The organism is Adhaeribacter arboris, from assembly GCF_003023845.1.
In the GTDB taxonomy this organism is placed as follows: Bacteria; Bacteroidota; Bacteroidia; order Cytophagales; family Hymenobacteraceae; genus Adhaeribacter; species Adhaeribacter arboris.
Genome location: NZ_PYFT01000001.1, coordinates 950179 through 974669, shown reverse-complemented (window position 1 = coordinate 974669; position 24491 = coordinate 950179). Strand labels below are relative to the sequence as shown.

The window sequence follows — 24491 nt, the reverse complement described above, 5'->3', positions numbered from 1 at the left end:
GCGGCATTAAGCCATACATTTACTAAATTTGTAGCATTACTGGCTGATTAATTATGAATTTTACCCAAATAATGCAGTTGATCCTGGTAGGTGGAGCTTTACAGGGAATATTGCTGGCTGTTCTTTTATTTACCCGTAAAACCAACCAATTAGCTAACCGGCTGCTGGGAGCTTTCATTTTTCTGGTGTCTATTCAATCGATATTGGTAGCATTCGACACTCGGGAGTTTTTTATTACTCTTCCGCATTTAAGTAAAATTGGCTGGCTAAATCCTTTGTTCTTTGGTCCGTTGCTATATCTTTTTACCCGGAAAATTACCTCTCGGGCTCCCCGGTTTAGGCGCACGGACTTGATTCACTTTATACCGGCAATTGTAACTTTTATTTATCTGTTACCTTATTATTTACAATCTACCGCTGAGAAAATTGCTTATTTAAATGATTTTGAAACGGCCCGTAAAGACGATTTCGGTTTGTTAGGCCAGGCGACTTTATTTCAAATACTTTTTTACCTGGTTTATTCCTTGAAGGCTTTGTATCGGTACGAAAAGAAAATTTTAGATACTTTTTCGGAGCTGGAAAAAATCCGTTTACAGTGGCTAAAGCAATTTATCTATGCCATTTTAAGTATCTTTTTTGTGGCAGCCATTGCTTTTTACGCCAAAAAATGGTACGTACCCGTGCTTACCGAAATTTATCATTACCACTTACATTACTTAATGATGGTGGCATTGGTTTATTGGATTGGGTACAAAGCCTTGGCCCAACCCCAGGTTTTTGTCAACCGACCCGTTTTACCGGCTTCTTTTCCAAACCAGGTATCTACTTACGACCAGAAAGCACCCATTTCCTCTTCAAACGATGCCCCTTTACCAACCCAATCTCCTCATGCGGATAATTTGGAGACAACGCAGGAATCTGTGCCAAAATACCAAAAGTCGAGTTTAAAATCGGAAGAAAGCCAAAATTATTTGAATCGTTTGCTGGATTATATGGAAGCAGAAAAGCCTTACCGGCAAAGTAATATTACCATTCAGGATTTAGCGGCGCTTCTCCAGATTCCCAAACACCATTTATCACAAATCATCAACAATAAATTAGATAAAAATTTTTACGATTTTATCAATCAGTACCGGGTAGCCGAAGCGCAGTTATTGTTGGTCGATCCTAAATTCAAACATTTAACGAACTTAGCCATTGCCGAAGAAGCCGGTTTTAACTCCAAAGCTACTTTTAATGCGGTATTTAAAAAACAAACCGGCCAAACGCCCTCGGAATACGTGCGGAGCCAGGCCCAGAATGTCCGAACTTAGCGGATTGCCCTTATTTTAGCCCAAAAAGGGTCTGAACTTAGCGGTTAAGACGACAGCGGCTTTTTACGACGATACATTTGCAACGTTCCTTTCCTCTAAAACCATGAAAAAGTTAAGTCTCTTGAAACGTTGTTTACTATCCTCCTTGTTGGTGTTCGGCTCCTACCGGGGCATGAGCCAACCCCAGCCGGCAACTTCCGCGGCAGTAGATGTAAACCAGCAATTTACGCCAACTCAATTGCAAGCCGATCTAAAGTTGATGCGTACTATTTTAGAAGAGTCGCATCCCGGAATGTACCGCTACACTTCCAAAACCCGTTTCGAGGTTTTATTCGACAGCATTGGGAAAACCTTGAACCGGCCTATGACCCAGCAAGAGTTTTACGTAGCCGCCACTCCCCTTATTGTGGCTTTAAAAGATGGTCACGTAAAATACATGCCCCACGTGCGCCCGCATTGGCAGTATTATTATAATTTGGATCAGCTCTTTCCGCTAGATTTATATTTTCCGGCGGGGAAACAGGCTTTCTTAGTGCGTAATAATTCCGGCTCAAATAATATTCCTTTGGGTTCTGAGATAATAGCTATAAACGGGATTTCGGTACAAGAACTAGTAGACAAGTTACTGCCTACGGTTTATTTTGCGGACGGCAATAGTCAGGCGGTTAAATACCAATCTCTGACCAAGTTTTTTCCTTTTTACTACGGTACTTACGTGGGCGCTGCGTTCGCTTACGAAATTACTTTTCAAGAAAAAAATAATTCAAGCACGAATAAAATAACCGTACCTGCCATTAACCTGGCTACCCTGCAAAAATTAGAAAAAGAAGATCAGCCTGCTCCCCGGCTTCCCATGCGGCTGCAATACAAAGAAAACAGAACGGCCATTTTAACCATTGATAATTTCAACGTCTATAAAGATCAGATGGACGTTAAAAAATTCTACAAAGACACGTTTTGGCAGCTCAAGGCGAAAAACATTCAAAATTTAATTATTGATGTGCGGGGCAACGAAGGCGGCATGGATCGGTGGGGTTCGTTGCTTTACTCCTACTTATCGGATAAACCTTTCCGGTACTACGATAAGATTTTCGTGGCGCAAAAGAAAAAGTTTAGCTTTGGCGAACACATTGCCTGGGTGCCCAAAATGTTTCCTGTTTACCGTAGTTTGTTCATCCGGAAAGACAAAAATGGGAAGTATGTATTTCCTTATAAAAAAGCTTTGAAAACCCAAAAACCGCAGCAAAGTCCCTTTAAAGGCGACGTGTATATTTTAACGGATGGGTATAGTTTTTCGGTTACTGCGGAGTTTGCGGCCATCGCGCATTATAATAAACGGGCTACCTTTGTGGGCCGCGAAACCGGCGGCGGTTATTACGGCAACACCAGCGGCTTTTTTGTAGTGACCGTTTTGCCCCATACGGGTATTGAAATTGCTACGCCGCAATGGGATTACCACATGGCCGTAGCAGGTTATCCTTACCCGGACCGGGGCGTTTTGCCGGATCACGAAGTGGTGCCTACCATAGAAGATATTTTGCAGAAACGAGACGCTGATCTGGAATTTACGCTCGATATAATCCGGAAAAAAAAGATTTCTTCCGCCGCTAAATAGCAAGTTCTCTAGCCAGCAGGTATCTAGCTGGCACTCATTAAAACCTTATCTACTTTTTTTAAACCGGTTTCCAAGCTGGCATGCTATCCTATTATCTCAATTTTTTAAATAAAACCTATGAAAAGAATTTATTATTCCAGAACAATGCTAGCTTTACTTCTCCTGGTAAGCTCTAGAATCCTCCCGGCGCAGGACCTGAAGAAAAGCACTTTGCAGATTGCTTATACCCGCAGTACTTTTAGATTCTTAGATAAGCAAGCCTCGCCGTTGGTGTACCATGCCAATTTAAACGGCATAGCGCTCGCTTACGAACATACGGCGCCAAAATCCAGAAGGTATATTAAGTTTCAGGCAGGTCTGGGTACGGCTTTACCCAAAGAACATGGTGCCCGCGAATTTATATTAAGCAACACTGATTTTTACGGCGAAACGACTACCGTTTCGGTTTTACACGCTCCTACTCTTTACCTGGGCCAGTTAGAAGCAGGTTATTTGCGACGCTTACAGGTAAAAGGTAATAATCAGCTTTTTGCGGGTATCAGTTTACAAGAATGGATTGGTTACTCAGATAATATTGGTTTTTGGAGTACCTGGGGTATGAATTCCCTGGCTTTAAACGCCGTCCTGCAATACGAAAAATCTTTTTTCCCTAACCAGAAATTTAGAATTGGGGCTTCTCTTCCAATTTTGGCTTTAGTTTCCCGGATGCCTTATAGTAACAGTATTTCAGATCCGGAAAAAGGTGATTTTCGCGCTTTTTTTGCCGAAGGTAGTCATCTGACTTTTGTGCCGCAATACCAACGCATTAACCTGGATGCTGCTTATCAGTTTAGGTTAAATTACCACTGGCAAGTAGGTCTGGCTTATGATTTCAATTGGCAGCATTATTCCCAACCTCGTTCCATCCGGGCCTATCAGCAAGCGGTAAGCGCTCAGGTAAACTATTTATTTTAAACTATTTATTTATCTAAAACCATGAAAAAACTTCTTGTTCACTCTTTCTTACTGGTATTTATCTGGCTGAGCTTCTCGGCCTGTGAAGATACTTTAGTCGGGCCGGCTACTCCAGATAATCCGGAGCAGAATTTTGAACAGCTTTGGCGGGAGTACGACCAATTATCGGCTTTTCTCTCGATTAAAAATATAGATTGGAATGCCTTATATGCCCAATACCGGCCCCAGGTAAAAACCACTACTACCAAGGCGGAATTATTTAAAATTTTTACCGAAATGCTCGCTCATTTAGATGATAGTCACTTAACCTTACTCGCACCGGGAACTCCGGGTATGCGTTACGATGGCGGCTTAGCGGGTCGTTTAAAACACGAAGATTTTTCTTTGCAAGTGGTGAAAGAGCATTATTTAATCCAAAAAAAAGAATATGGCCCTAGCATCACCTACGGTAAACTGGCGCCTAACATTGGTTATATCTACTTAAAAGACTCGGGCTTAGACGTTGCTTATTACACCAAAGCCTTAAATACGATGTTAGATTATTTACAAGATACAGATGGTTTAGTGCTGGACCTCCGGGATTTTGAAGGCGGCTATGATAAAAACAGCGCCTACATTGCCGGTCGGTTTGCCACCGCTAAAAAATTGTTCATGACCAGCCGCAAACGCAACGGACCAAAATACACCGACTTTACGGCTCCCGTAAAGTGGTACGTACAACCACAAGGCAAAAATCAATATACGAACTCTTTGGTAGTACTAACGAATAGGTGGACGGCTAGTTCCGGGGAAGTTTTACTTTGGGCGCTAAAAGCTTCTAAACCCCTGGTGCAAGTTGGCGATACTACCCTGGGAGCCTATTCCGACCAAGCTCGCCGCGAATTACCGAATGGTTGGTATTATACCATCAGTATTAATGATATCCGGGCAATAGACGGCAAAAGCTACGAAGGAATGGGCATTGCTCCGGACATTCTGGTAGAAAATACGAAAGCCGAAGTACTAGCTGGTAAAGATGCTGCCTTGGAAAAAGCTTTAACCCTTGTTCATTAATTTCCCATTTTTCCTTTTACTATTATCCTTTTAACCCGTTAAGAAGAGAAGAAATTTAGTTGGAGTAATAGAATGCACAGGTTGTTTTTCCGGATAGATTCCTAGAGAAATCTGTTCTATTAGCGGACACTTGTTTTTAAAAACGGACACTTTTTGAAGCAGGATTTTCCGAATATGGGTTTTTAAATGATAAAATGCACCTTTTTAGCTCTGGCATAGCAGTTGAACTTTAGCGGAATAATAAAACTAGTTTAATCTATACAAATGAAAAAGTCTTTTTACTTGTTCTTACATTTATTAATCACTGGTTTTTATACCCAGGCTCAGGTAAAGGTACAGGAAGTAATTAACGCGGAAAGATCTTTTGCTAAAATGGCCATTACGCAAGATACCAGGGCTGCTTTTTTAGCGAATATGTCGGAAAATTCTTTGCTGGAGAATAAGGGTAAATTAGAAAAAGGCCGGCCTATTTATCAAAACTTACCGCCGGATACTACCGGTAAGTTAATTTGGGATCCGGCGGTAGCTAGTATTTCTGCTTCCGGAGATTTAGGCTATACCTCTGGTCCTTACAAATACCAAGTAAAGGGAAAAGATGTGGCTTTCGGCGATTTTGCTACGGTATGGGAAAAACAACCCGACGGGCAATGGAAATTTGTTATTGATTTAGGTAATTCCCATGCTTCTACGGCAACCACCTGGAAACTAAATGACGTAAAAACCATTGCTCCGGCTCTGGTTAAAAGCCGGAAAAAAGAAGAAGCTGATTTAATAAAAATAGATCAAAACCTGGCCGCCAAAATACAACCGGGTTCAGCGGCGGGTTACCAAGAGGTATTGCATCCCGAAGCCCGGATCTTACGCCGGGGTAAAGCGCCTTACATTTCAGAAGTTGAAAAGCAGGCTTTATTCGCCGAAAATACGAACCTGAAATTTACTCCGGAAGGGTTCAAACTAGCGGCTGCCCAGGATTTAGGAGTGGTGTATGGCTCCTGTTTCGTTGTTAGATCGGACGCTGGTGCTAACGCGGAACAAAAAGGAGTTTACATGCACGTCTGGCGGAAAGATCCCGTTAAAGGCTGGCAATTATTACATGAAAGCATCAGTGTTCACCCACCCGCTCCTTCCGGCGAACAGAAACCGAGCAACTAAAAAACTCTTCGTGTAACAAAGTCAATACTTAAAATTCTGCTTTAACCAGCAGCCTGGTACTGCGGTGCCTACATTCTTCGAAATAATAAATTTGTAAATAGCTGAAGCTCCTCCTACTACTATTTTCAACTTCTTAAAATCTATTAATCTACTTAATCCCAATTATACATAACCCAAAAAATTATATTAATCATTTAAACTCTAATCCATCCACCATTTTTTAACTATGAAAAAGAAAGTAACCATTAAACAAAATATTCTCTCTTGGGGAACCTGGGTCATTGCCGGGTTCACTTTAGCCGCCTGTACCGACCACGGAGCTTTTTGTATCAAAGGGGAAGGCGATGTAACCAGCCGCACGCTTCAACTGCAGCCTTTCCAAGAAATTGACGTGAACGGGGATTTTGAGGTCTACGTCACCCAAGGCTCCCCCCAAAAAATAGAAGTTAAAGGAGAACCAAACATTCTGGATGAATTAAATACCCAAGTACAGAACGGCAAATGGAAAATAAAATTCGACGACTGTATCCGGCGGAGTAAAACCGTAAAAGTGTACTTGACAATGCCCGAAGTAAATTCATTGTACCTGAATGGTTCCGGGCAGATAAGCGGGCAAAATAAATTAACAGCTACCGACTTTTCAGTAGTTGTAAACGGTTCGGGAAAAATTGAAGCTGATTTAGCGGCCACCAAAGTAATTACCCAAATAATGGGGTCCGGCGAAATAGAACTAGCCGGTACGGCCAAACAGCAAACCATACATATCGCGGGTTCAGGAAAAGTAAAATCCTACGACTTAACTGCTGAAGACGTAAGTGTTCAAGTAGCTGGCTCCGGTAAAACGCAGGTAATGGCCAGTAAAACCTTGGATGTAGATTTAGCGGGTAGCGGCACCGTTTACTATCGTGGTAATCCCACGGTAAATACCCGGATAAGTGGTTCCGGCAAAGTAATTCATGAGTAAAAAATAACTTATAACTAAAATAAACAATTGTTATCTATGAAAAAGCCGGCTGTTACAACAGCCAGCTTTTTTATTTAATCGAATAAATTATTGCACAATCAACATTTGTTTGGAAGCAGCTACTTTTCCGTTTACTACTAAAGTATACACGTAAGTTCCCGCCTTAAAATCATTAGCGTTTACCTGAACCTGACCGATAGCCGGAGCAGGTAATGTTTTTACTAAAGTACCGGAAGAAGCCTCGTAAATTTTAAGCATTCCATTGGTACCTACCGGTAAGGTGTACCGGAAAGTAGTAACTTGATTAAAAGGATTAGGTTGGTTTTGCTCCAGCGATACTCCAGCTAAATCGATATCTTTTAAACCGGAAACATTATTAGTGCCAATGGCAGCTTCTAATCTAGCAATTCGGTCGGTTAAGGAAGCAATTGTTTGCTGTTGTTCTTGAATTGCTTTCACCGCGAGTACTCCAAAAGCGCTGTAATCCAGGGTATAATGTTCGGTACCGTCGTCCGCTTGGCGGTGGTGCACCACTTCCGGGAAAATCTTTTCTACTTCCTGGGCAATCATGCCGTAATATTTAGTATCCGTAGAAACATTCTTCTGGAAATGGTATTTCTTCACCCCAAGTTGCAGCACTTTAGGTAAAACAGCATCTGATTTTTGAATATCTTTTTTCATTTTTATGTCCGAGGCAGCGGTGTAAACCCCGGAAACATCGTCGAAAGAGCCCCTGAACTCGCCGTTTTGGTAAAGTTCTAAGGCTCCGGTGGTGTTTAATACGTATAAATTCCAGTTTTCATTATTTGGGCCAGCGTTATGCAATCTTAAACCATTAGTAGTTCCGGAACCAAGCCCGTGCCTTACATGCAAGTCAGCTTGCGGATTGTTATTGTTTATCCCCACTTTTTCATTGCCCTGAACAGTTAAAATATCGTCGGTATTACTGTAGCGAAAATTGAGTTTAGCTGCCGCATTAGACGCCGCCGGTAAAGCAGCTAGAGCAAAGTAATTGGTGGTATTGGTATTGCCAAAGTTTATTCTAACATAATCCGAATCATCTTCGTACAAGAACAAATGCGGCGCACTCCGGGTACTGTTGTGTTTAATGTGCAGTTTAGCCGACGGAAGAGAAGCTCCCAGCCCTACCCGACCCTCTACGTACAAACCATTGGTGGGTGGATTAACGAAGGTACCGATAGAAACCCCGCCATTTTTGTATACCAGCAATTTAGTCGTGTTTTGAATTTGTACTCGAAAAGGAATTTGCTCCAGGCTGCTGTTAATGTGAACTTTCGCGTTAGGTTCTTCTGTGCCAAAACCCCACAAACCAGCAGCCGTAACCCGGGCGCGTTCTAAATTATTTGTTTCAAAAATAACCGAGTTATTGGTGTTCGATCCTATTCGGCCTACCCCAGTAAGGTTATTACCTCCCTCTACCCAGTTTTGTTGGGCCCACGATTCACTGGTAACGAAGCAAGTGGCACTAAGCACCAGCAGAAGTAAACTTTTTTTCATCGTATAATAAATTTTATGGTGTGAATTAATTGATTAAATAAAATTACAATAAGTCCATTATTTATCTTTTTTCAAATAACTAACCGGGCAGAACATTATATAGGGAAATCACCTCACATATAACTTTATTGGACACAAAGCTGGATAATTATCTTAAAAATTCCGTATGAATTTTATTTAACCTATGAATTAAAAACTATATTTTTTAAATAAATATAATTGTTTATTCGAATAATGAAAAATTCGCTATAGAATTGAGGTTAGAAAGTATTTTTATTAAAAATTATTATAAAAAATCCGGTCCATTTCTGCTGGCTAATTATTTCTTGAGGTCCCTATTTCTAAAAAGTAATTTCTAATTTATAAGGGGGCTACTATCTTCGTAAGTAGAATAAGAGCTTGTACATTATGTCTGCTGAGTCAATTCCATCACGCTCCCTTCCGGTATACTACGATAAATGGATCCAAATAATTGGCATTCCCGTCATCACGGCTTTTGCTTATTATCTCACCTACGATGATATTAAATTAAACCGGTGGTTTGTGTACGAAGTGTTAAGCGACGCTTTTAAGATTTTTCTGGTATGGCAGGCAGTAAGAGCTGTAATAATCCGGTTAGATAAAAATTATTCCTGGCACAAACACTTAATTTTCCGGCTGATTATTCAAATTATAAGTACTTGTGTCGTAGGAATTTTAACCCTTAGTTTTCTAGTTCTGCTGGAATATCGTTTCATCCGGCCTTACCAAATAGAGCATTTCTGGAGCTTTGATGTAATAATTGCCCTAATTTTTTTATTATTTATTAACGGTATTTACATCGGCTTATACTTCTACGACTCTTACTTGCAAAGCCAAACCGAGAAATATAAATTAGTGCAAGAGTTGCAGCAGGAAACAACCGGCAACCACGAACATTTACTGGTAAGAATAGGGAAAAGAGAAATTCGGGTACCTTATTCCGAAATAAGTTGCGCTTATTCCGAAGCGAAAGAAACGTACTTATTAACCATCGACAATAAAACGTACCTGCTGGATTCCTCCCTGGATCGCTTGGAAGAACAACTACCCGCAAGTGTATTTTTCCGGGCAAACCGCAAGTTTATTCTCACCGTCCATCTCGTACAAAGCTATACCACCGAAACGCACGGCAAACTTACAGTGCAACTTATTTCCCATCCAAAATTGCCCGAAAACTTTACCATCAGCCGCGACAAAGCACCGGCGTTTCGGCGTTGGCTGAAACGTTAACTTACAATTCATCCTTATTTTACTGGCGATTCAGTGGCAAATCCTCTTTTTTAAGCAGGAAAAAGGCCTTTCGTGCTTTGTTTTGTACCTCTTAACCAAACAAACTTTATGTATGAAACGCTTAGTATTAGGGCTAATCTGGAGTCAAATCTTCTTCTTAGCGACCAGCTTTTTTAACCAACTTAGGGCGCAATCCTTAGCCCAACCACTACAGGCACATATTGATTCTCTTTTTATTCCCTGGAATACAACTAAAACGCCAGGAGCAGTAATAGCTGTCATCCAAGATGGCCAAGTATTATACCAACGAGCCTACGGCATGGCCGACGTAGCGAAAAAAGAAGCTCTCACCATTAACCATTCTTTTTGGGTAGCCTCAATGGCAAAGCAATTTACCGCCATGAGTGTGGCTTTATTAGAAGAACAAGGAAAATTATGCGCTTCCGATGATATCCGTAAATACCTGCCGGAATTACCTGATTTAGGCAAAACCATCCGCCTACACCACCTGGTACACCATACCAGCGGCTTGCGCGATGGCTTTACTTTGGTAGGATTAACTTTTAAAGGCGAAAAACATTATACCAACGCAAATGTACTGGCGGCTATGGCCCGGCAAAATAATTTAAATTTTAACCCCGGTGAGCGGTACGAATACCTGAATGGCGGGTATGTTTTGTTGGCTGAAATTGTAGCCCGGGTAAGTGGCATGAGTTTCTATGATTTTACGCAACGCGCCATTTTTCAGCCTTTAGGTATGGCACACACCCGGTTCTCCGGTAATTTAAAGGAAACTATTCCGGGCTTAGCCAAAGGATACGGCGTTAATTATAAAAACGGTAAGGTTCGGTATCGCCGGAGTGAGTTTAAAGGCAATACCGTTGGCTCCAGCGGTTTAATTACGACGTTGGAGGATTTAATGAAATGGAACGAAAACTTTTATAACAATAAACTGGGTAAAGGTAGTCCGACATTCATAAATAAAATTCTAACTCCGGCTACTTTAAATAATGGCCAGTGGAGCAAGTATGCCTACGGTCTGGAAATAGCGCCTTACAAAGAATTTCTGGCTACCAGCCACAGCGGTAGCGATCCGGGTTATACCGCCGAAATGGTCCGGTTTCCGGAACAACGCGTAACCGTAATATGTCTGGCAAATACCAACGACATGTATAGCCTTACCCCCAAATTATTTAGCGTGGGCGAAACTGTTATTAAAGCTAAAGTAATTGCTAAAGTAGCAATCGATAAGCCTGTCACCAATAGTGACTTAAGTGCGTTAGCGGGATATTATGTAAACCTAGCTAATAATCAGGATGTAAGAATAATTACTCAAGAAAAAGACAAGCTGTATGCGGCTACTTCCCTCTATGGTTACAAAGCTCCTTTAACGCCATTAGGCGCACAGGATTTTCAGAATCAAGGCTTAAAAGAATATGAACTCCGCTTTATCAGTGCCGAAGATGGCCAAATAAATACTTTGCACCACCTACCCATTCGGGAAGATGGCTATACTTTGCAGAAAATCAACCCGGTTCATTTAACTAAATCGCAACTAAAAACTTATTCGGGAAAATATTACAGTCCGGAATTAAAGAAAACTTACCATTTGGTAGTACGAAAAGGAAAGTTGGGTCTTCGTTTATTTGGGATACTATTTATTCCTTTTCAACCTATGGAAGGCAACCGTTTTCTGGCGGACTTACAAGGCAACAACTGCCTGATCTTTAACACGAACGATGCCGGAGTTCCGGTAGGTTTTACCTTCAACCGGGAAGCTATTACCAACCTCACCTTTACCCGGAAGAAATAAATCAATCGGTAATTACCTCCTCTTGCTTGTCAGCACCAAAGTTAAAAAGTTGAAAAGCAGCTCGGTTTATCTCTAAAATTTTATCATCTCCTTATTAATCTTCTAAAACTAACAAGCCAATTTTTTACTTCTATGAAAAAAATTTTAATTCTCATTATTTGCCTACATGGGTTGCCTCAATTGTATGCCCAAGAGAGAGCAAAAGAAATTAGCCTGATGTTTGGTCCCTATCATCAGGCTACCCTGGATGCCCAAGCTTCGCCCCTGTTATATAAAACGCATAACTCCAATTCGGCCGCTTTTTATTTAATAAACCGGGGAACAAAATCGCGGTTCCAGTTTAAGTTACATTCGGGGTGGGGTTCTTATTCTCCCGAGCGGTTTAAATCCCGGACTTACGGCGACGACAATTATGTTTATTCTATTACCCCTACTTTGTATGCTCTTCAGTTAAAATTAGCCTATCTCCGCAAAATAAACGCAGCATTATCTTCTACTAACTGGCAATTGTTTGTCGGAGCAGAATTAAGTAATGGGTTTTTATTATCGGATCAAATTGCGAACACGTTTTGGGCAACGAACCTGGCCGGCTTAAACGCAACTGTTTTAGCAGAGTGGCAACCCATCCGGCAACATAGCCTTACGGCTCAGGTAAGTATTCCGGCCCTAGCTATTGTGTCAAGGGCCAACTACGCTAATTATGCTAAATCGACGCACGGCACCAACTTAACGGAGTTCTTTCACCAAGGCAGTGATTTGGTAACCCTGAATAAATTACAGCAAATAAATCTGGAAGCGAAATACAATTATCAATTAAGCCGCCGGTTTGGCTTAGGAGCCCTTTACCAATTTAGCTGGTTCCATTATCCCGATCCACGTCCTATCCGGTCCTACTCTCAAGCCTTGTTACTACAAACCAGCTATCGGTTTAAATTCAAAAATTAATCTTTAAAAAATAAGTAGCTAAATATTGTTCAAATGGCTCGCTTTTATTCTCAATCAACCTAATCTTAAAATCAATCCAAACTTAAATTATGAAATCCCTAATTAACTATTTCCTTGTTCTAGCACTTGCATTTGCAATGGCCGCCTGCGAAGAGGCGCTCGTGGGTCCACCATCACCTAATAATCCGGAAGAAAATTTTGAAAAATTATGGCAGGAATTCGACCGGCTTTATGGCTCTTTTGAAGTAAAGCAAATAAATTGGACCGCCGTTTACCACCAATATCGTCCGCAAGTGAAATCCACAACAACCGAAGCCGAGTTATACCAGATTATGGTGAATATGCTTACGCCGCTGGATGACAATCACATATTTTTGCGGCCTTTGCGCAGCACCGGCTTACCCCCGTTCAGCGGCGGCATCTTGGGTAGAAAAACCTTTACAGATTTCGATAAATCGGTAGCGGAAAAATACCTGATTGAAAAGAAGACGCATGGCAATGCTATTGTTTACGGTAAACTATCGGCTAGTATTGGCTATATCAATCTTTTACATTTCGAAAACGATTATTTCTTCTATGTGAAAGCCCTAGAGAAAATATTAAAGGAATTGCGGGATACCAAAGGAATTGTAATTGAAATGCGGGAGAATGATGGCGGCGAAGACCGGGTAAGTCAGTATATCGCGAACCGGTTTGCCTCGGAGAAACATTTATCTTTTACTTCGCGGTTACGCAACGGTCCCAAGCATTCGGATTTTGGCCCATTATTAAAGTTTTATACCCAACCGGAAGGAGATTTTCAGTTTACCAAACCCGTAGTGGTGCTTACCCGACGGGCTACTTTCAGCGCCGGCGAAACGTTTGTACTGGCCATGAAACAAAACAAAAATGTAACTTTCGTGGGCGATTCAACCGGTGGTGCGGTGCCCGATGCTATGCGCCGGGAATTACCAAACGGTTGGGTGTTCCGGGTGCCGATTGCGGATGTACGAGGACCCAATGGTGAATCCTACGAAGGTATTGGAATGGCACCTACTATTTTAATCAAAAATAAAAAAGAAGAGTTAAAAGCCGGCAAAGATGCTGCCCTGGAAAAAGCAATTGAGTTAATCGATTAATACGGAGAGTAGAAGACCAAGTTGCTTTAGGTAAGAATTTAACTAAATAAACAACTTGGTTTATAATTTACTACTGCCTCATTTAAGCTAGCAGAGACATACGCATCCATTAGTGAATACCTTACGCTATGCCGATTCCCTTGTACGAATACTTGCATCTTTATTCCTCTTATATTTAATTTTTTCGGACATACATAACCATGATTTTATGAATCACTCTATCCACGCTATTTGGTTAGATCTGCATCAGGAATTAAAAAAATTTATCTTCAAAAAGGTAAAAGATGCCGATAGTAGCCAAGACATCCTGCAGGAAGTATTTTTAAAAATTCACTCTAAAATTCATACGCTTCGGGATTATAAAAAATTAACTTCCTGGGTATACCAGCTTACCCGCCATGCTATTGCCGATCATTTTCGTCGTTTACAAAACTACCAGGTTATAGATGACTCCTTTGACTTACCGGAGCAGGAAAAGCAGGAAGAACTATATTCAAGGTTAAGCAACTGCATCCATTTTAAAATCGAGAAATTACCCGAAGATTATAAACAAGCAGTATTGTTAACCACTTTTCAGAATTACTCCCAACTCGAACTAGCCGACTATTTTGGCATATCTTATTCCGGTGCCAAATCGAGAGTACAACGAGCCAAAGACAAGCTTAAAATAATGATTTTAGACTGTCCTAACGTGGAAACCGATAAGGTAAAAAAGTTAATGGATTTCCAGGGTAACAGTCAATAAACCTGGTTTCATTGGAAAGCGAGTTTTAGAAAAATACTACAAATGACTTGTAGTTAATATCCATTTCCTTTAGATCTATGAAGGATTTTAAATTTCATAAAAGATGAATATTGCCATAATTGGTACGGGCCGGATGGGCAAAGGACTAATCAAAACCTTTTACCAATACTATCCCCAAAAGGTTAGCTTTAGCGGCCGGAAGAAAGAACAAACTCAAAGTGTGGTCCAGGAGTTGCAGCTGGACTTAGCGGCCAAAAGTATAGAAGAGGCTCTACAAGCCGATGTAATTATCCCTACTTTATGGTTTACAGATCTTTTACCTTGGGCTGAAAAGTATAGAGACTTATTAAAAGGTAAAATTGTGTTGGATATAGTTAATCCATTTAACGACAATTTCGACGATTTTACTACGCCTTATGGTACTTCAGCAGCCGAAGAATTACAGAAAGCAATACCGGAAAGTACAGTGGTGGGAGCATTTAAAAATACTTATTGGGTAGTTTTTGATAAACCCATTTTGCAAGGAATAAAAAGCGATGTTTATGTTACATCAGATAATGAGTTTGTCCGAAAACAAATAATTGATTTACTAAGACCATTGCCATTCCGGGTTTTAGATGCTGGTTTATTAAAGAACAACCGTACCATCGAACGAATGACGCTGCTTTCCGGTGAGCTTGCCCGCAAAGCCGGAAGCCATCCAAGAATTTCCTATAACCTCTGGGGATTGGAACACGAAGGTTTATAAAGCTGCTTTACTATTATTAGGAACTTAACATAAGTAACGGTATTTACATTGTTTGTTTCGCTCAATACGCCGGAACAAAAATTAGTATATTTTTCCTTAGTTAAGCCTTACAAAAAAATTTCAAGAGTACCTGCGTCTTTTTACCTGTAGACGCGTCTATAGTAGGCAATTAACCTATAAAAAATAGTCTTTTCATCATGGACTTAATGCAAGCCGTAGAAGTGCAAATTATAAACGCCTTTGTCGATCAGGAACAAGGTGGTAATCCCGCCGGTGTTGTTTTAAACGCCGATGCTTTAACTTCCGCACAAAAACAGGCTATTGCCCAAATTGCCGGTTTAAACGAAACGGCCTTTGTAGCGCATTCTGAATTGGCCGATTTTAAACTTGATTTTTTTACTCCTACCCGCCAGATAGCGCATTGCGGGCACGCTACCATTGCTACTTTTTCCTATCTAGCCCAAACCCATCAGATTAAGAGTAAATTTTCTTCAAAGGAAACTATAGACGGACGAAGAGAAATCATCCTTCGGGGAGACTTAGCTTTTATGGAACAAAAAGCCCCGCAATACACCGAGGTAACTTCTTATCAAAACCAAATCTTAAAATCAATAGGCTTAACGGAACAAGATTTAATTCATCAGGCACCACTATTACGCGTAAATACCGGCAACTCTTTTATCATTATTCCGGTTAAAAATGCCGCCGTTCTGCAAAACCTTCAACCCGATTTTACTTTGATTGCCCAACTAAGCGATGCTTTGGATTTGGTAGGCTTTTATGTTTTTAGTACCGAAACCGGCAACGTAAGGGACGTGCATACCCGCATGTTCGCGCCGCGCTACGGCATTCCCGAAGAAGCCGCCACGGGTATGGCAGCCGGCCCCTTAGCTTGTTACCTCTTTGACATTATGCAAGTGCATAAAACCCAATTTTTGATTCAACAAGGGTATTTTATGGCTAAACCTTCTCCCAGTTTGATTATCGTGGATTTACGTTTAAAGGAAAATAAAATTCAGGGGCTCATGGCTGGTGGCAAAGGAATACCCGTAAAAAAGATAAAAATAGAAATCTAAGTATTTACACTTCTTACCTAAGAGCATCTAAATTCGAACTTAATTCGAGCTTGGAATAGCTTATAAGTTTGAATTTAGATTTTGCTTTTATTTTTTGATAAACTTCCTGGTAATTATTTTATTATCCATTTCTGTAACTAACAGGTATATTCCGGAAGGTAAATTACCCACGTACACTTTATCTGCCTGATTTTTCTCGATGGGGAAATTTCTTCCTTGTAAGTTGTACAGTTTTAAGGATTGTACTTTTTTATTTCCGGTTTCTAAGTGTAAATAATCGTAGGTAGGATTGGGGTATACTTTAAATGAGCTATTTTCCCTAAATTCTTTTACGGCGGTAACATTATCTTTGGAGTAGCTCCATAATTGGCGGCCACTATCATTTTTTCCCGCCATAAAGAATATTTTATCGTTAATAAAGGAAAACTTTGTGGGATAAGAGCCAGGTAGTCCATTATTTAAATCAAACAGCTGTTTTGTAGTAGCTGCTGTTCCTTCCGTAGACCATAATTCGGTTCCGTAGCTAGCAGAAAAGGCGCTGAAATAAATTTTGCCGTTATTTGAAGTAAAAGGCTGAGGAAACGAGCCAATTGGACCTTGATTCACATCACTCACTAAACTAGTGCCGCTAGTTGTGCCGTCGGTTCGCCACAACTCGGTGCCGTGAGAACCATCGTTAGCTGAGAAATACAAATAATTATTAAATATGGTGTAACTGGAAACAATGGGAGCATAAGAATAATAAATACTCGAGATGGAGTTAAACGTAGAAGTAGCTGGTCCTGGGTTTATGTCCGCAATTTGAACGGTTCCTTCCGCAGTTCCATCTGTTTTCCAGTATTCTCGCCCAAACTCTTGGGTAGCGGCCGAGAAAATCAAAACTCCGTTTAAATTAACTAATTGCTCCGGGTAAGAAGAATAATTTTTTCCGATATTTTTTACCAGTATAGTACCCGCCTCGGTACCATTACTTTGCCATAATTCATACTCATCTTGGTTGCCTTGCGCAGCAGAAAAGTAAACTTTATTTTTTACGGCTGTTAAATTATAGATAGCATAAAAACTTTTTACTTTCGTAGTACCTTCTTCCGTGCCATCACTTTTCCATAATTCGCCACCGGCACCATCCGTGGTAAAATACAGGTAATCATCCGCAAGTACCATATTGGTAGCTCGCACTGCCACATTATACATATTTACCCCCAGGTCTTTAACTTTTACGGTATTCAGTCCTTCAATATAACATAATACCTGATGGTAGTCTTTTAAAGTGGCGAAAAAGAATAGCCGATTATTCTTTTTAGTTAAATACTGAACCGAAATATACGGGATATCTTCTTTGTAATTTTTTATTTTAAATGTTCCTGCTTCGGTGCCGTCCGTTTGCCAGAGGTTGGTGGTATACTCTTTATTGTTTACTACAAAGTATAAACGATCGTTCACATTCGTAAAATTACCTAGGTAAGTTTGATTTTTACCGGGGATAACTTCTTTCAATAACTTTGTTTGATTCGTAGAATTATCATAAACCCACGGTTCATTGCCAGTCGCCCCGTCCTCCGCATTAAAAACTAACTTATCTTTTACAACACCAAATTCAGCGTATTCTAAACCGTACTTGGCTTTATTGATGTTAGTTACCTGACGTGGATTTTTTAAGGCTAAATCCGATTTCCACAATTCCATACCTGCTTCCTCCGTGGAATTATGAAAGTAAACGTATTCCCCTAAGTTAATTGCTTCTTTTACAGATTTCAGGTTACTTACGGCAACCGTATTCAATCCGGTTAAGTCGGTTTTCCAGGTTTTATTCTCTAAAAAGTAAGGTTCAAAAAGCAGAAAACTATTGTTGGTTAATTGGTGGAAGGAAAATACATCGTAAAAAAAACTGTAGGGCGCTTTTTCAATGCCCGGAGCTAATTCTTTAATCTCTGTAAGTGTGTAATTTTTTAAATCTAAAGTCAACAGAGCGGTGCCGTTTTTAGAACTTTTACCGGTAAACACTAAATTGTTTCCCTGAGAACTTAAGTAACTAGGGGCAAAATAACTGGTACTTAATTCATCATAAATTTTTTTAGTGCCCATATTGGTACCATCCGATTCCCAAATAAAAAGCCGGCTATCTTCTCTTTCAAAAAAGGAAAAGTATAACTTATCATTTATTTGGATGACATCGGCAAAGCTAAGTAGTTTAAGGCTACCTTCGTGAACGGCTTTTACTGGTTTGGTATTTTCCCAGGTGCCATCGGTTTTCATAATGCCAACCGTAACCGGATATTGGAAATGCGTAAAACTTCTGACCACAAAGTACAACTCGTTTTTATATGCTATGTATTGCGTCGGACTCGCAGTTCCTCCGCCGGCCCCATTTCCTTCTAACTCATCGGTAATCGGGAAAGTACCTGCATCGGTACCGTCACTGCGCCACAGGGTGGAAGTATTGGTTTTGGGAGTCTGGATAGTAAAGAAATATAAATTATTTACGGTTCCTTCAAAGGAAGGAGCATTCGCGGTGGGCACGTCTTTTTTTACTAAAACCGTTCCTTCGTTAGTGCCATCACTTTTCCAAACTTCCAATTGTTCGTTTTTCTTGATTACAAAGTAAATAAAATTATTCACTAACGTTAAGGTGGAAGTATTAAGATCAGAAAGATTGGTTACTCTTTTCGTACTTTGCTCGGTTCCTTCAGTTGACCATATTTGAGCTCCATTTTCCCCATCGCTGGCAATAAAATACAGTTTATCCTTCAATACCACCGAACCTTGTTTAAGCGTATGTAAGGAGGGTATTATTCCACTGTTATTTCCCGGGTGAATGTCTTTTAGGATGTGCGTGTCCGTTCCGTCTGTTACCCAAATTTCCCTACCTTCATTTTCGGTAGTGGCTTCAAAGAATAGCTTGTTATTAAAGCTAACAAAACCCACCGGGCTGGAGCTTTTATCATCGGCCCGGTTTCTAAAATCGGTTAATTGCGTCTGAGCATGTAAATGAATGAATGGAACAAGGGAAAAAGTAAATAATAGACGTAGAGTTTTTTTCATACGGAGAGATTAAGGCCTAGTAAATTAAATCATTCGGATATACTAAAAGTTCAATATATCCTGAATTTTAACTTCCTGATAAGCTTTTAATTCCTCTATTCAATAAGAATAAAATTCTGCATTATGAAAGATGGAATGGGTTTACTTATTCGAAAAATAAATCCAATCCAGGTTAAACAGGTTTTGTTGATTAGGCAACGAGCCGGTAAAGACAAAATATACGTCGTGGTTGCCGGTTGTTTTTTGGTTGATGGGTGTACTTACTTCTGGCCAATTGCTTTTTAATTCGGAGCTTTTTCGTGCCGGAACTGCTACGGTACTTACCAAGGTGCCATCGGGTTTATCGAGGTGTACTTCTATATTACCGCCGGTACCATTGGTTTGTACCCGATAAGTAAGACTTTTTACGTGGGTTAAATCTATATTTTTAAATTTAACAAAGCTTTTATGGTTAATGCCAGTAGCATAAGTTAAAAATTCGGTGGTTATGGTGCCCAGTTTCACGTTGCCTTCGTCGTAATCTTCCACCTGCACCAAAGGGTTGCGCAAAAAGATGTAATCGCGGTCCGTTAAGGGTTCTATGGAGTTGGCGCCCTTATCGGTATAAAGGGCGGTTAGCAGGTAAGAGCCTTCTTTGCCTTTTCCCGGATGGTCTTTCAAAGATAAGATGCCTTGCATGGGTAATTCTTTCGCCGATTCCTTTAAAGATAAAATATACTGCACCATTTCTTTGGCATCTGCCTCGGCCAAATCCGGGTGCGCCGACATGGATCGTTGTCCCCAATTGCCGCTCCCGCCGGTAATAATTTTTCTGGCTAATTTGTCTATTGTTCCGGTTTTACCCGCATAACGCGCCGCTACAGCTTCGTAAGCCGGCCCTACGGAAGTTTGATTCTGAGAATGACAGGCTTTGCAATCCAAGCTAGCGAGCAAGTACTGGCCTTTCGCAAACTGTACGTTTACCGAAGTAGGAGAACGGGTTAGCGCTACAGCCACATCTTTCCCTTGCGGCATGTAATTCCAAGATATTTTTACCTGTTTAGAATCGATTATTTTGTCCTCCGCATCCTTTACTTGCACCTGGTAATCCAATTCGGTATTATCCCAGTAAAAACTTCGGTTAGCTTTGGTGGCAATCATTACGTCCGGGGGCGCATTACCAGCTTTCACCTGAACGGTGGAAGTGCTGCTTTCGCCGTGGTTATCGCTTACTTTTAAGGTTATATTATAGGTACCAACTTTAATAAAAGTATACGTAATTTGTTCTCCGGTTATGGACTTGCCTTCTATTAGCCACTCGAAATTCAGTTTATCGTTTTTGTCGTAATCTTTGGAGCCAGCGGCCGAAAGCTTTACCGGTAATGGTGCCGCCCCGTATACATTATCGACTTTAATATTGGCTACCGGCTTGCGATTCCCTTCGGCGTATTCCACCCGAATTAAACGGGCATCATTATTTTTAGCGAACCAGTTGGTGCCGTATTCTAAAATATAAATGGCTCCATCCGGCGCAAATTGCATATCCGTGGGAGCCGTAAAAGTTATATGATCCAGAAAAGGCTCCATTCTTAAATAATTTTTATTTTCATCGAAGGTTACCGCCATAAACCAGCGCCTTACCCAATCGTAAATAAACAGTTTGCCGTCGTAATAGGGTGGTAATTTGTACTTAGCATTCTTAAATTGATCGGAGTAAAATACCGGTCCGGCGAGGGCTGATTCACCGCCTTTGCCTACTAAGGGAAATTTTTTAGAAATACCATCGCCGTACCAAATCATAGCGGGCTGGGCCGGTGGCAATTCTCTTATTCCGGTGTTATTCGGGGAATTGTTAATGGGTTTTTGCGGATTGAAAACTTGCGCGCGGAATTTTTTGGTGGCATAATCGTAATACGGAAATGCCTCGTTGTTACCCAGAAAGTAAGGCCAACCAAAAAAGCCGGGTTTTCGGGCCTGGTTAATTTCATCATAACTTAAGGTGCCTTCCGAAGCGGGTACCTTGGTGTCCGGACCAATATCGCCCCAGTAAACAAAGTTGTTTTTAGGATCTACCGAAAACCGGTAAGGATTGCGGTGCCCCATGGTGTAAATTTCGGGGCGGGTTTTAGGAGTTCCTACCGGGAAGAGATTGCCTTCTGGAATAGAATAAGTACCATCCGGTTCGGGTTTAATACGTAAAATTTTGCCGCGTAAATCGTTGGAATTAGCAGCCGTGGCCTGATCATCGGCTAACTGCCGGCCGGGTCTTTCATCAATGGGAATATAGCCTTCTGTTTCTTCGGCGTTGGTGTTATCCCCGGTAGCCAGGTACAGCAAACCACCCGGACCAAAATGCAGGTAACCCGCCGAGTGGCAGCAATACTTTCTTTGGGTAGGAATTTCAAGTAAAACATTTTCGGTACTCCGGTCCAGAATATCTTGCCGAAGTTCCATGCGGACTAAGCGATTTACGACTCTTTCCCCGGGTACGGCATAATAGAAATATACCCAGTTATTTCGGGCGTAATCCGGATCGGCGGCTACTCCTAACAATCCATCTTCAATTCCGCTGAATACATCGATGTTTGCAATAATTTTAGTTTGTTGGGTACTGGCATCAAAAAGCTTTACGGCCCCTTTTCGCTCTACAAACAACACGTTATTACCCGGCAGAAGAGCCATCTGCATCGGCTCGTTCATACCTTGACTTAAAACCTGGTACGTATACCTACTGGAGTCCGGTACGGGTAATGTTTCTGCCCAGTGATAATCCGGAAGGTTAATTGCAGCGGGAGTTATTTCAAACACTTTTTGGATTTCTTCTCTTGATGGATTAGCACCTAAAATAATAAGTTTTCCTCCTTCCTGTTTTAATTTTTGGTCTTGCTGGGAACCCTGTAAAGCATTTAACCAAGGTCGGGTTGTAACCTCATCACTGGAATCTTTTAAAGCAACAACTCCTCCACCCGCTTCTAAAAACCTTTTTAAAGAAGTAATCTGCCGGTGATCCATTTGGGAAAGAGCCGAGGTAGAAGTTAAAAGCCGAGGAAATTTTTTTAAAGAGTCTTCCACCAGGTAACTTTTATCGGCTGCTTTTACTATTTGCCAGTTAGTTGATGTTCCGACTATTCCTTGTGCATCCATGCCAGCCGCATTTCTATAAACCAACATGCGCGGATGAAGTTTCGAAGTTGTTTTACCACTGGTGTTGGTTCTGTTGGTACAGGAAAGAAAAAACAGGAATGTAAATAAGAATAGTAGGTGCGAGAGTAAACGCATAAGGTTGTTAGGAAAGAGAATAGAAACACCTGTTCAATTTAAGAATAATTTTTAACTATAAATTTTAGTTATCGCCTCAAGTTTATTTAAAAAAAGAAGGCGGTTTTTCAATTTTAACCTATTTACTTGATAAATGAATGAATAAATAAAGATAGAATCGGTAACCTACTTTTTTCATTTAGGCCAATGCGTATCTATGCCTTGGGAACGAATTAGTTTTTGAAACTCCTCTAATAAATTTAACTTATCGCGCACCGTTTGGGGTAGTACTTTTTTCTTTAAAGCAAAAGCCGTTAATAAACCTGCTGCCTCGCCAATGCTCCACTCTACCGGGTGCAAGCGGTAACAGCCGTTGGTAATGTGAGTAGTGCCAATATTTTTATTAGCGGGCAAAAGGTTTTCCATTCTTTTCGGCAAAAGCGCCCCTAAAGGAATTTGAAAGGGTAAAGAAGCGAAATCTATGTAGTTATTGCTGTTACTACTAGGGTGTAAATCGATGTGATAATAGCCTATCCCAACACTATCATAAAAATCGGCGGCGGTATTATCTTTTTCTTTTCCGGTTATTAAAGCCCGGTTATCCGCACCTACGTGTTCTTCTAATACGGTAAAAACAGCTTGAATCCGCCGCGATTCCCGGACATAAGGATATTTGGCCAAACCATCTTCTGTACCCAGAATATCACCCCGCAACCGTAAACCTGGCCAACCCAGTCCACCATCCGGACGGGGAGCTTCCGTTTGGAGCCAGTAAAAAAGCGATAAACTTAATTGTTTAGCTTGGTTTACGTGTTTCTTAAATTCCGAATCGCTTACGCCAACTAAGTTGCCTAAAAAATAATCATTCTGGGGCCAGTTGATAATACTACTGTCGCCGGCGTAGGTACCTGGTAAAAAATTGTCTTTATGAATAATCCGGCGGTAATTCCACAAATTAAGCGCCTGCCCGGTAGGCATCCCTTCCGGATGAAATCCCAGTGCTTTCGGGATTAAGGTTTTCGGATCGGAGTAGTTCAAATTAAGCAACTTGCCTGACCAGGCCGGATTCATTTTCGGAGTGAAATTGCGCCAGAAATCATAATCCTTGGGTTTATCAATGATATTATGGGAGCCAGGAACATAATCCATGGCCAAGCAAATGGTAAATGCCTGCTGATTATTCGGGTCAGCTTTTTCGGGAGCGTGTAGTTCGTGCGTTTGTTGGCGGGATTCGGCGCCGGTTACAAATTCGGTTTTGGTTAAAGGTAGCAAATCGCCGAGTTCAGTGGCATCTACAAAGTATGGGGCGGTTAATACCACTTCTTTCCCATTTCTTAAATTTTTAGCTTTTAAACTCCGGACTTTATCTCCAGTTACATCGGCGCCCGTAATTTTATGTTCTAAGAGTAGGGTAAGTTTTTTTGAACTGAGATAAGGCGCCAACATATTGAACAAAACCGCTAAAGCCACCCGTGGTTCATGCGCTAACCGGGAAACGGCGCTATTTCCCGGATTTAAATATTGCTGAGAGCGAGCTGCTTCTGTAAGCGGATAGTTCTGAAGATAAAATTCCCGAATGGCCTTCCGGAAGTTACGGTAGAGTTGCGTAGCTCCATGAGTTTCTATCCATTGATGTTCATCGGGCGGTACGCCTTGCTGGGTAAGCTGACCGCCTACCCAATCGGTTTCTTCGGTCAAAATAACAATAAGATTATTACGCAAAGCGGCCAGCGCGGCCGCACAACCCCCTAAACCACCTCCGGCAATTACCACATCCGCCCGTAGCTCTTGGGCATGACTATTCGGTAAATTAGTTGCGGCCACAGAACTACCATTAAAAGATAATTGCAGGCCACTAACGGCTGCCCCGCTGCCCACTGTTAATAGCTGGACGAAGTTTCGTCGGTTCATACCAGAAGAATAAGTTGTTACAAATAGGAAAATATT

General features: G+C 41.1%; 17 protein-coding genes. 13 read left to right on the top strand and 4 right to left on the bottom strand.

Annotated features, from left to right (window positions below):
* The first annotated feature begins 53 nt into the window (after positions 1-53).
* The 6 genes from AHMF7605_RS04160 to AHMF7605_RS04135 all read left to right on the top strand — a co-directional run bounded on the left by AHMF7605_RS04160 (position 54) and on the right by AHMF7605_RS04135 (position 7051).
* Positions 54-1313, top strand: coding sequence for a helix-turn-helix domain-containing protein (locus tag AHMF7605_RS04160; RefSeq protein ID WP_106926727.1), 1260 nt, complete (start codon positions 54-56; stop codon positions 1311-1313).
* 103 nt (positions 1314-1416) lie between these two features.
* Positions 1417-2928, top strand: a complete 1512-nt coding sequence (locus tag AHMF7605_RS04155; RefSeq protein WP_106926725.1) for a S41 family peptidase — start codon at positions 1417-1419, stop codon at positions 2926-2928.
* 117 nt (positions 2929-3045) lie between these two features.
* The gene (locus AHMF7605_RS04150; protein ID WP_106926723.1) at positions 3046-3882 is read left to right on the top strand and encodes a hypothetical protein; all 837 of its coding nucleotides are present in this window, start codon (positions 3046-3048) and stop codon (positions 3880-3882) included.
* Between the two features lie 21 nt (positions 3883-3903).
* Entirely contained in the window at positions 3904-4935 is a 1032-nt protein-coding gene (locus AHMF7605_RS04145) for a S41 family peptidase (protein WP_106926721.1), read from the top strand.
* Between the two features lie 264 nt (positions 4936-5199).
* A complete protein-coding gene (locus AHMF7605_RS04140) occupies positions 5200-6087 on the top strand; it encodes a Cif family virulence factor (RefSeq protein WP_106926719.1) in 888 nt (295 codons plus the stop codon).
* A gap of 226 nt (positions 6088-6313) precedes the next feature.
* Positions 6314-7051, top strand: a complete 738-nt coding sequence (locus tag AHMF7605_RS04135; protein WP_106926717.1) for a head GIN domain-containing protein — start codon at positions 6314-6316, stop codon at positions 7049-7051.
* A gap of 87 nt (positions 7052-7138) precedes the next feature.
* On the opposite strand, the gene AHMF7605_RS04130 is transcribed toward AHMF7605_RS04135, so the two are convergent.
* The gene (locus tag AHMF7605_RS04130) at positions 7139-8569 is read right to left on the bottom strand and encodes a tail fiber domain-containing protein (protein ID WP_106926715.1); all 1431 of its coding nucleotides are present in this window, start codon (positions 8567-8569) and stop codon (positions 7139-7141) included.
* Positions 8570-8977: 408 nt separating this feature from the next.
* On the opposite strand from AHMF7605_RS04130, the gene AHMF7605_RS04125 reads away from it, so the two are divergent.
* The 7 genes from AHMF7605_RS04125 to AHMF7605_RS04095 all read left to right on the top strand — a co-directional run bounded on the left by AHMF7605_RS04125 (position 8978) and on the right by AHMF7605_RS04095 (position 16265).
* Positions 8978-9820 (top strand): LytR/AlgR family response regulator transcription factor, encoded by an 843-nt coding sequence (locus AHMF7605_RS04125; RefSeq protein ID WP_106926713.1) that lies wholly within the window; start codon positions 8978-8980, stop codon positions 9818-9820.
* A 112-nt stretch (positions 9821-9932) separates the two neighbouring features.
* The gene (locus tag AHMF7605_RS04120) at positions 9933-11633 is read left to right on the top strand and encodes a serine hydrolase domain-containing protein (RefSeq protein ID WP_106926711.1); all 1701 of its coding nucleotides are present in this window, start codon (positions 9933-9935) and stop codon (positions 11631-11633) included.
* A gap of 132 nt (positions 11634-11765) precedes the next feature.
* Positions 11766-12578 carry a hypothetical protein gene (locus AHMF7605_RS04115; RefSeq protein WP_106926709.1) on the top strand — a complete coding sequence of 271 codons (813 nt, stop codon included), beginning with the start codon at positions 11766-11768 and terminating at the stop codon, positions 12576-12578.
* 89 nt (positions 12579-12667) lie between these two features.
* Positions 12668-13696 (top strand): S41 family peptidase, encoded by a 1029-nt coding sequence (locus AHMF7605_RS04110; protein WP_106926707.1) that lies wholly within the window; start codon positions 12668-12670, stop codon positions 13694-13696.
* 208 nt (positions 13697-13904) lie between these two features.
* A complete protein-coding gene (locus tag AHMF7605_RS04105; protein ID WP_106926705.1) occupies positions 13905-14441 on the top strand; it encodes a sigma-70 family RNA polymerase sigma factor in 537 nt (178 codons plus the stop codon).
* A gap of 103 nt (positions 14442-14544) precedes the next feature.
* Positions 14545-15189, top strand: a complete 645-nt coding sequence (locus tag AHMF7605_RS04100) for an NADPH-dependent F420 reductase (RefSeq protein ID WP_106926703.1) — start codon at positions 14545-14547, stop codon at positions 15187-15189.
* A 197-nt stretch (positions 15190-15386) separates the two neighbouring features.
* Positions 15387-16265 (top strand): PhzF family phenazine biosynthesis protein, encoded by an 879-nt coding sequence (locus AHMF7605_RS04095; protein ID WP_106926701.1) that lies wholly within the window; start codon positions 15387-15389, stop codon positions 16263-16265.
* Positions 16266-16352: 87 nt separating this feature from the next.
* Here AHMF7605_RS04095 and AHMF7605_RS04090 read toward each other — a convergent pair whose 3' ends face one another.
* From AHMF7605_RS04090 to AHMF7605_RS04080, 3 genes are all read right to left on the bottom strand, one after another.
* Positions 16353-19307, bottom strand: a complete 2955-nt coding sequence (locus AHMF7605_RS04090) for an ELWxxDGT repeat protein (RefSeq protein WP_106926699.1) — start codon at positions 19305-19307, stop codon at positions 16353-16355.
* A gap of 141 nt (positions 19308-19448) precedes the next feature.
* Positions 19449-22565 carry a PQQ-dependent sugar dehydrogenase gene (locus AHMF7605_RS04085; RefSeq protein ID WP_106926697.1) on the bottom strand — a complete coding sequence of 1039 codons (3117 nt, stop codon included), beginning with the start codon at positions 22563-22565 and terminating at the stop codon, positions 19449-19451.
* Positions 22566-22739: 174 nt separating this feature from the next.
* Positions 22740-24455: an FAD-dependent oxidoreductase gene (locus tag AHMF7605_RS04080; RefSeq protein ID WP_106926695.1), complete on the bottom strand. Its 1716-nt coding sequence runs from the start codon at positions 24453-24455 to the stop codon at positions 22740-22742.
* Between the last annotated feature and the right edge of the window lie 36 nt (positions 24456-24491).

Excerpts from the sequence above, each read along its gene's own strand:
- AHMF7605_RS04160 (WP_106926727.1), top strand. The coding sequence starts at position 54 with ATGAATTTTACCCAAATAATGCAGTTGATCCTGGTAGGTGGAGCTTTA.
- AHMF7605_RS04155 (WP_106926725.1), top strand. The coding sequence starts at position 1,417 with ATGAAAAAGTTAAGTCTCTTGAAACGTTGTTTACTATCCTCCTTGTTG.
- AHMF7605_RS04150 (WP_106926723.1), top strand. The coding sequence starts at position 3,046 with ATGAAAAGAATTTATTATTCCAGAACAATGCTAGCTTTACTTCTCCTG.
- AHMF7605_RS04145 (WP_106926721.1), top strand. The coding sequence starts at position 3,904 with ATGAAAAAACTTCTTGTTCACTCTTTCTTACTGGTATTTATCTGGCTG.
- AHMF7605_RS04140 (WP_106926719.1), top strand. The coding sequence starts at position 5,200 with ATGAAAAAGTCTTTTTACTTGTTCTTACATTTATTAATCACTGGTTTT.
- AHMF7605_RS04135 (WP_106926717.1), top strand. The coding sequence starts at position 6,314 with ATGAAAAAGAAAGTAACCATTAAACAAAATATTCTCTCTTGGGGAACC.
- AHMF7605_RS04130 (WP_106926715.1), bottom strand. The coding sequence starts at position 8,569 with ATGAAAAAAAGTTTACTTCTGCTGGTGCTTAGTGCCACTTGCTTCGTT.
- AHMF7605_RS04125 (WP_106926713.1), top strand. The coding sequence starts at position 8,978 with ATGTCTGCTGAGTCAATTCCATCACGCTCCCTTCCGGTATACTACGAT.
- AHMF7605_RS04120 (WP_106926711.1), top strand. The coding sequence starts at position 9,933 with ATGAAACGCTTAGTATTAGGGCTAATCTGGAGTCAAATCTTCTTCTTA.
- AHMF7605_RS04115 (WP_106926709.1), top strand. The coding sequence starts at position 11,766 with ATGAAAAAAATTTTAATTCTCATTATTTGCCTACATGGGTTGCCTCAA.
- AHMF7605_RS04110 (WP_106926707.1), top strand. The coding sequence starts at position 12,668 with ATGAAATCCCTAATTAACTATTTCCTTGTTCTAGCACTTGCATTTGCA.
- AHMF7605_RS04105 (WP_106926705.1), top strand. The coding sequence starts at position 13,905 with ATGAATCACTCTATCCACGCTATTTGGTTAGATCTGCATCAGGAATTA.
- AHMF7605_RS04100 (WP_106926703.1), top strand. The coding sequence starts at position 14,545 with ATGAATATTGCCATAATTGGTACGGGCCGGATGGGCAAAGGACTAATC.
- AHMF7605_RS04095 (WP_106926701.1), top strand. The coding sequence starts at position 15,387 with ATGGACTTAATGCAAGCCGTAGAAGTGCAAATTATAAACGCCTTTGTC.
- AHMF7605_RS04090 (WP_106926699.1), bottom strand. The coding sequence starts at position 19,307 with ATGAAAAAAACTCTACGTCTATTATTTACTTTTTCCCTTGTTCCATTC.
- AHMF7605_RS04085 (WP_106926697.1), bottom strand. The coding sequence starts at position 22,565 with ATGCGTTTACTCTCGCACCTACTATTCTTATTTACATTCCTGTTTTTT.
- AHMF7605_RS04080 (WP_106926695.1), bottom strand. The coding sequence starts at position 24,455 with ATGAACCGACGAAACTTCGTCCAGCTATTAACAGTGGGCAGCGGGGCA.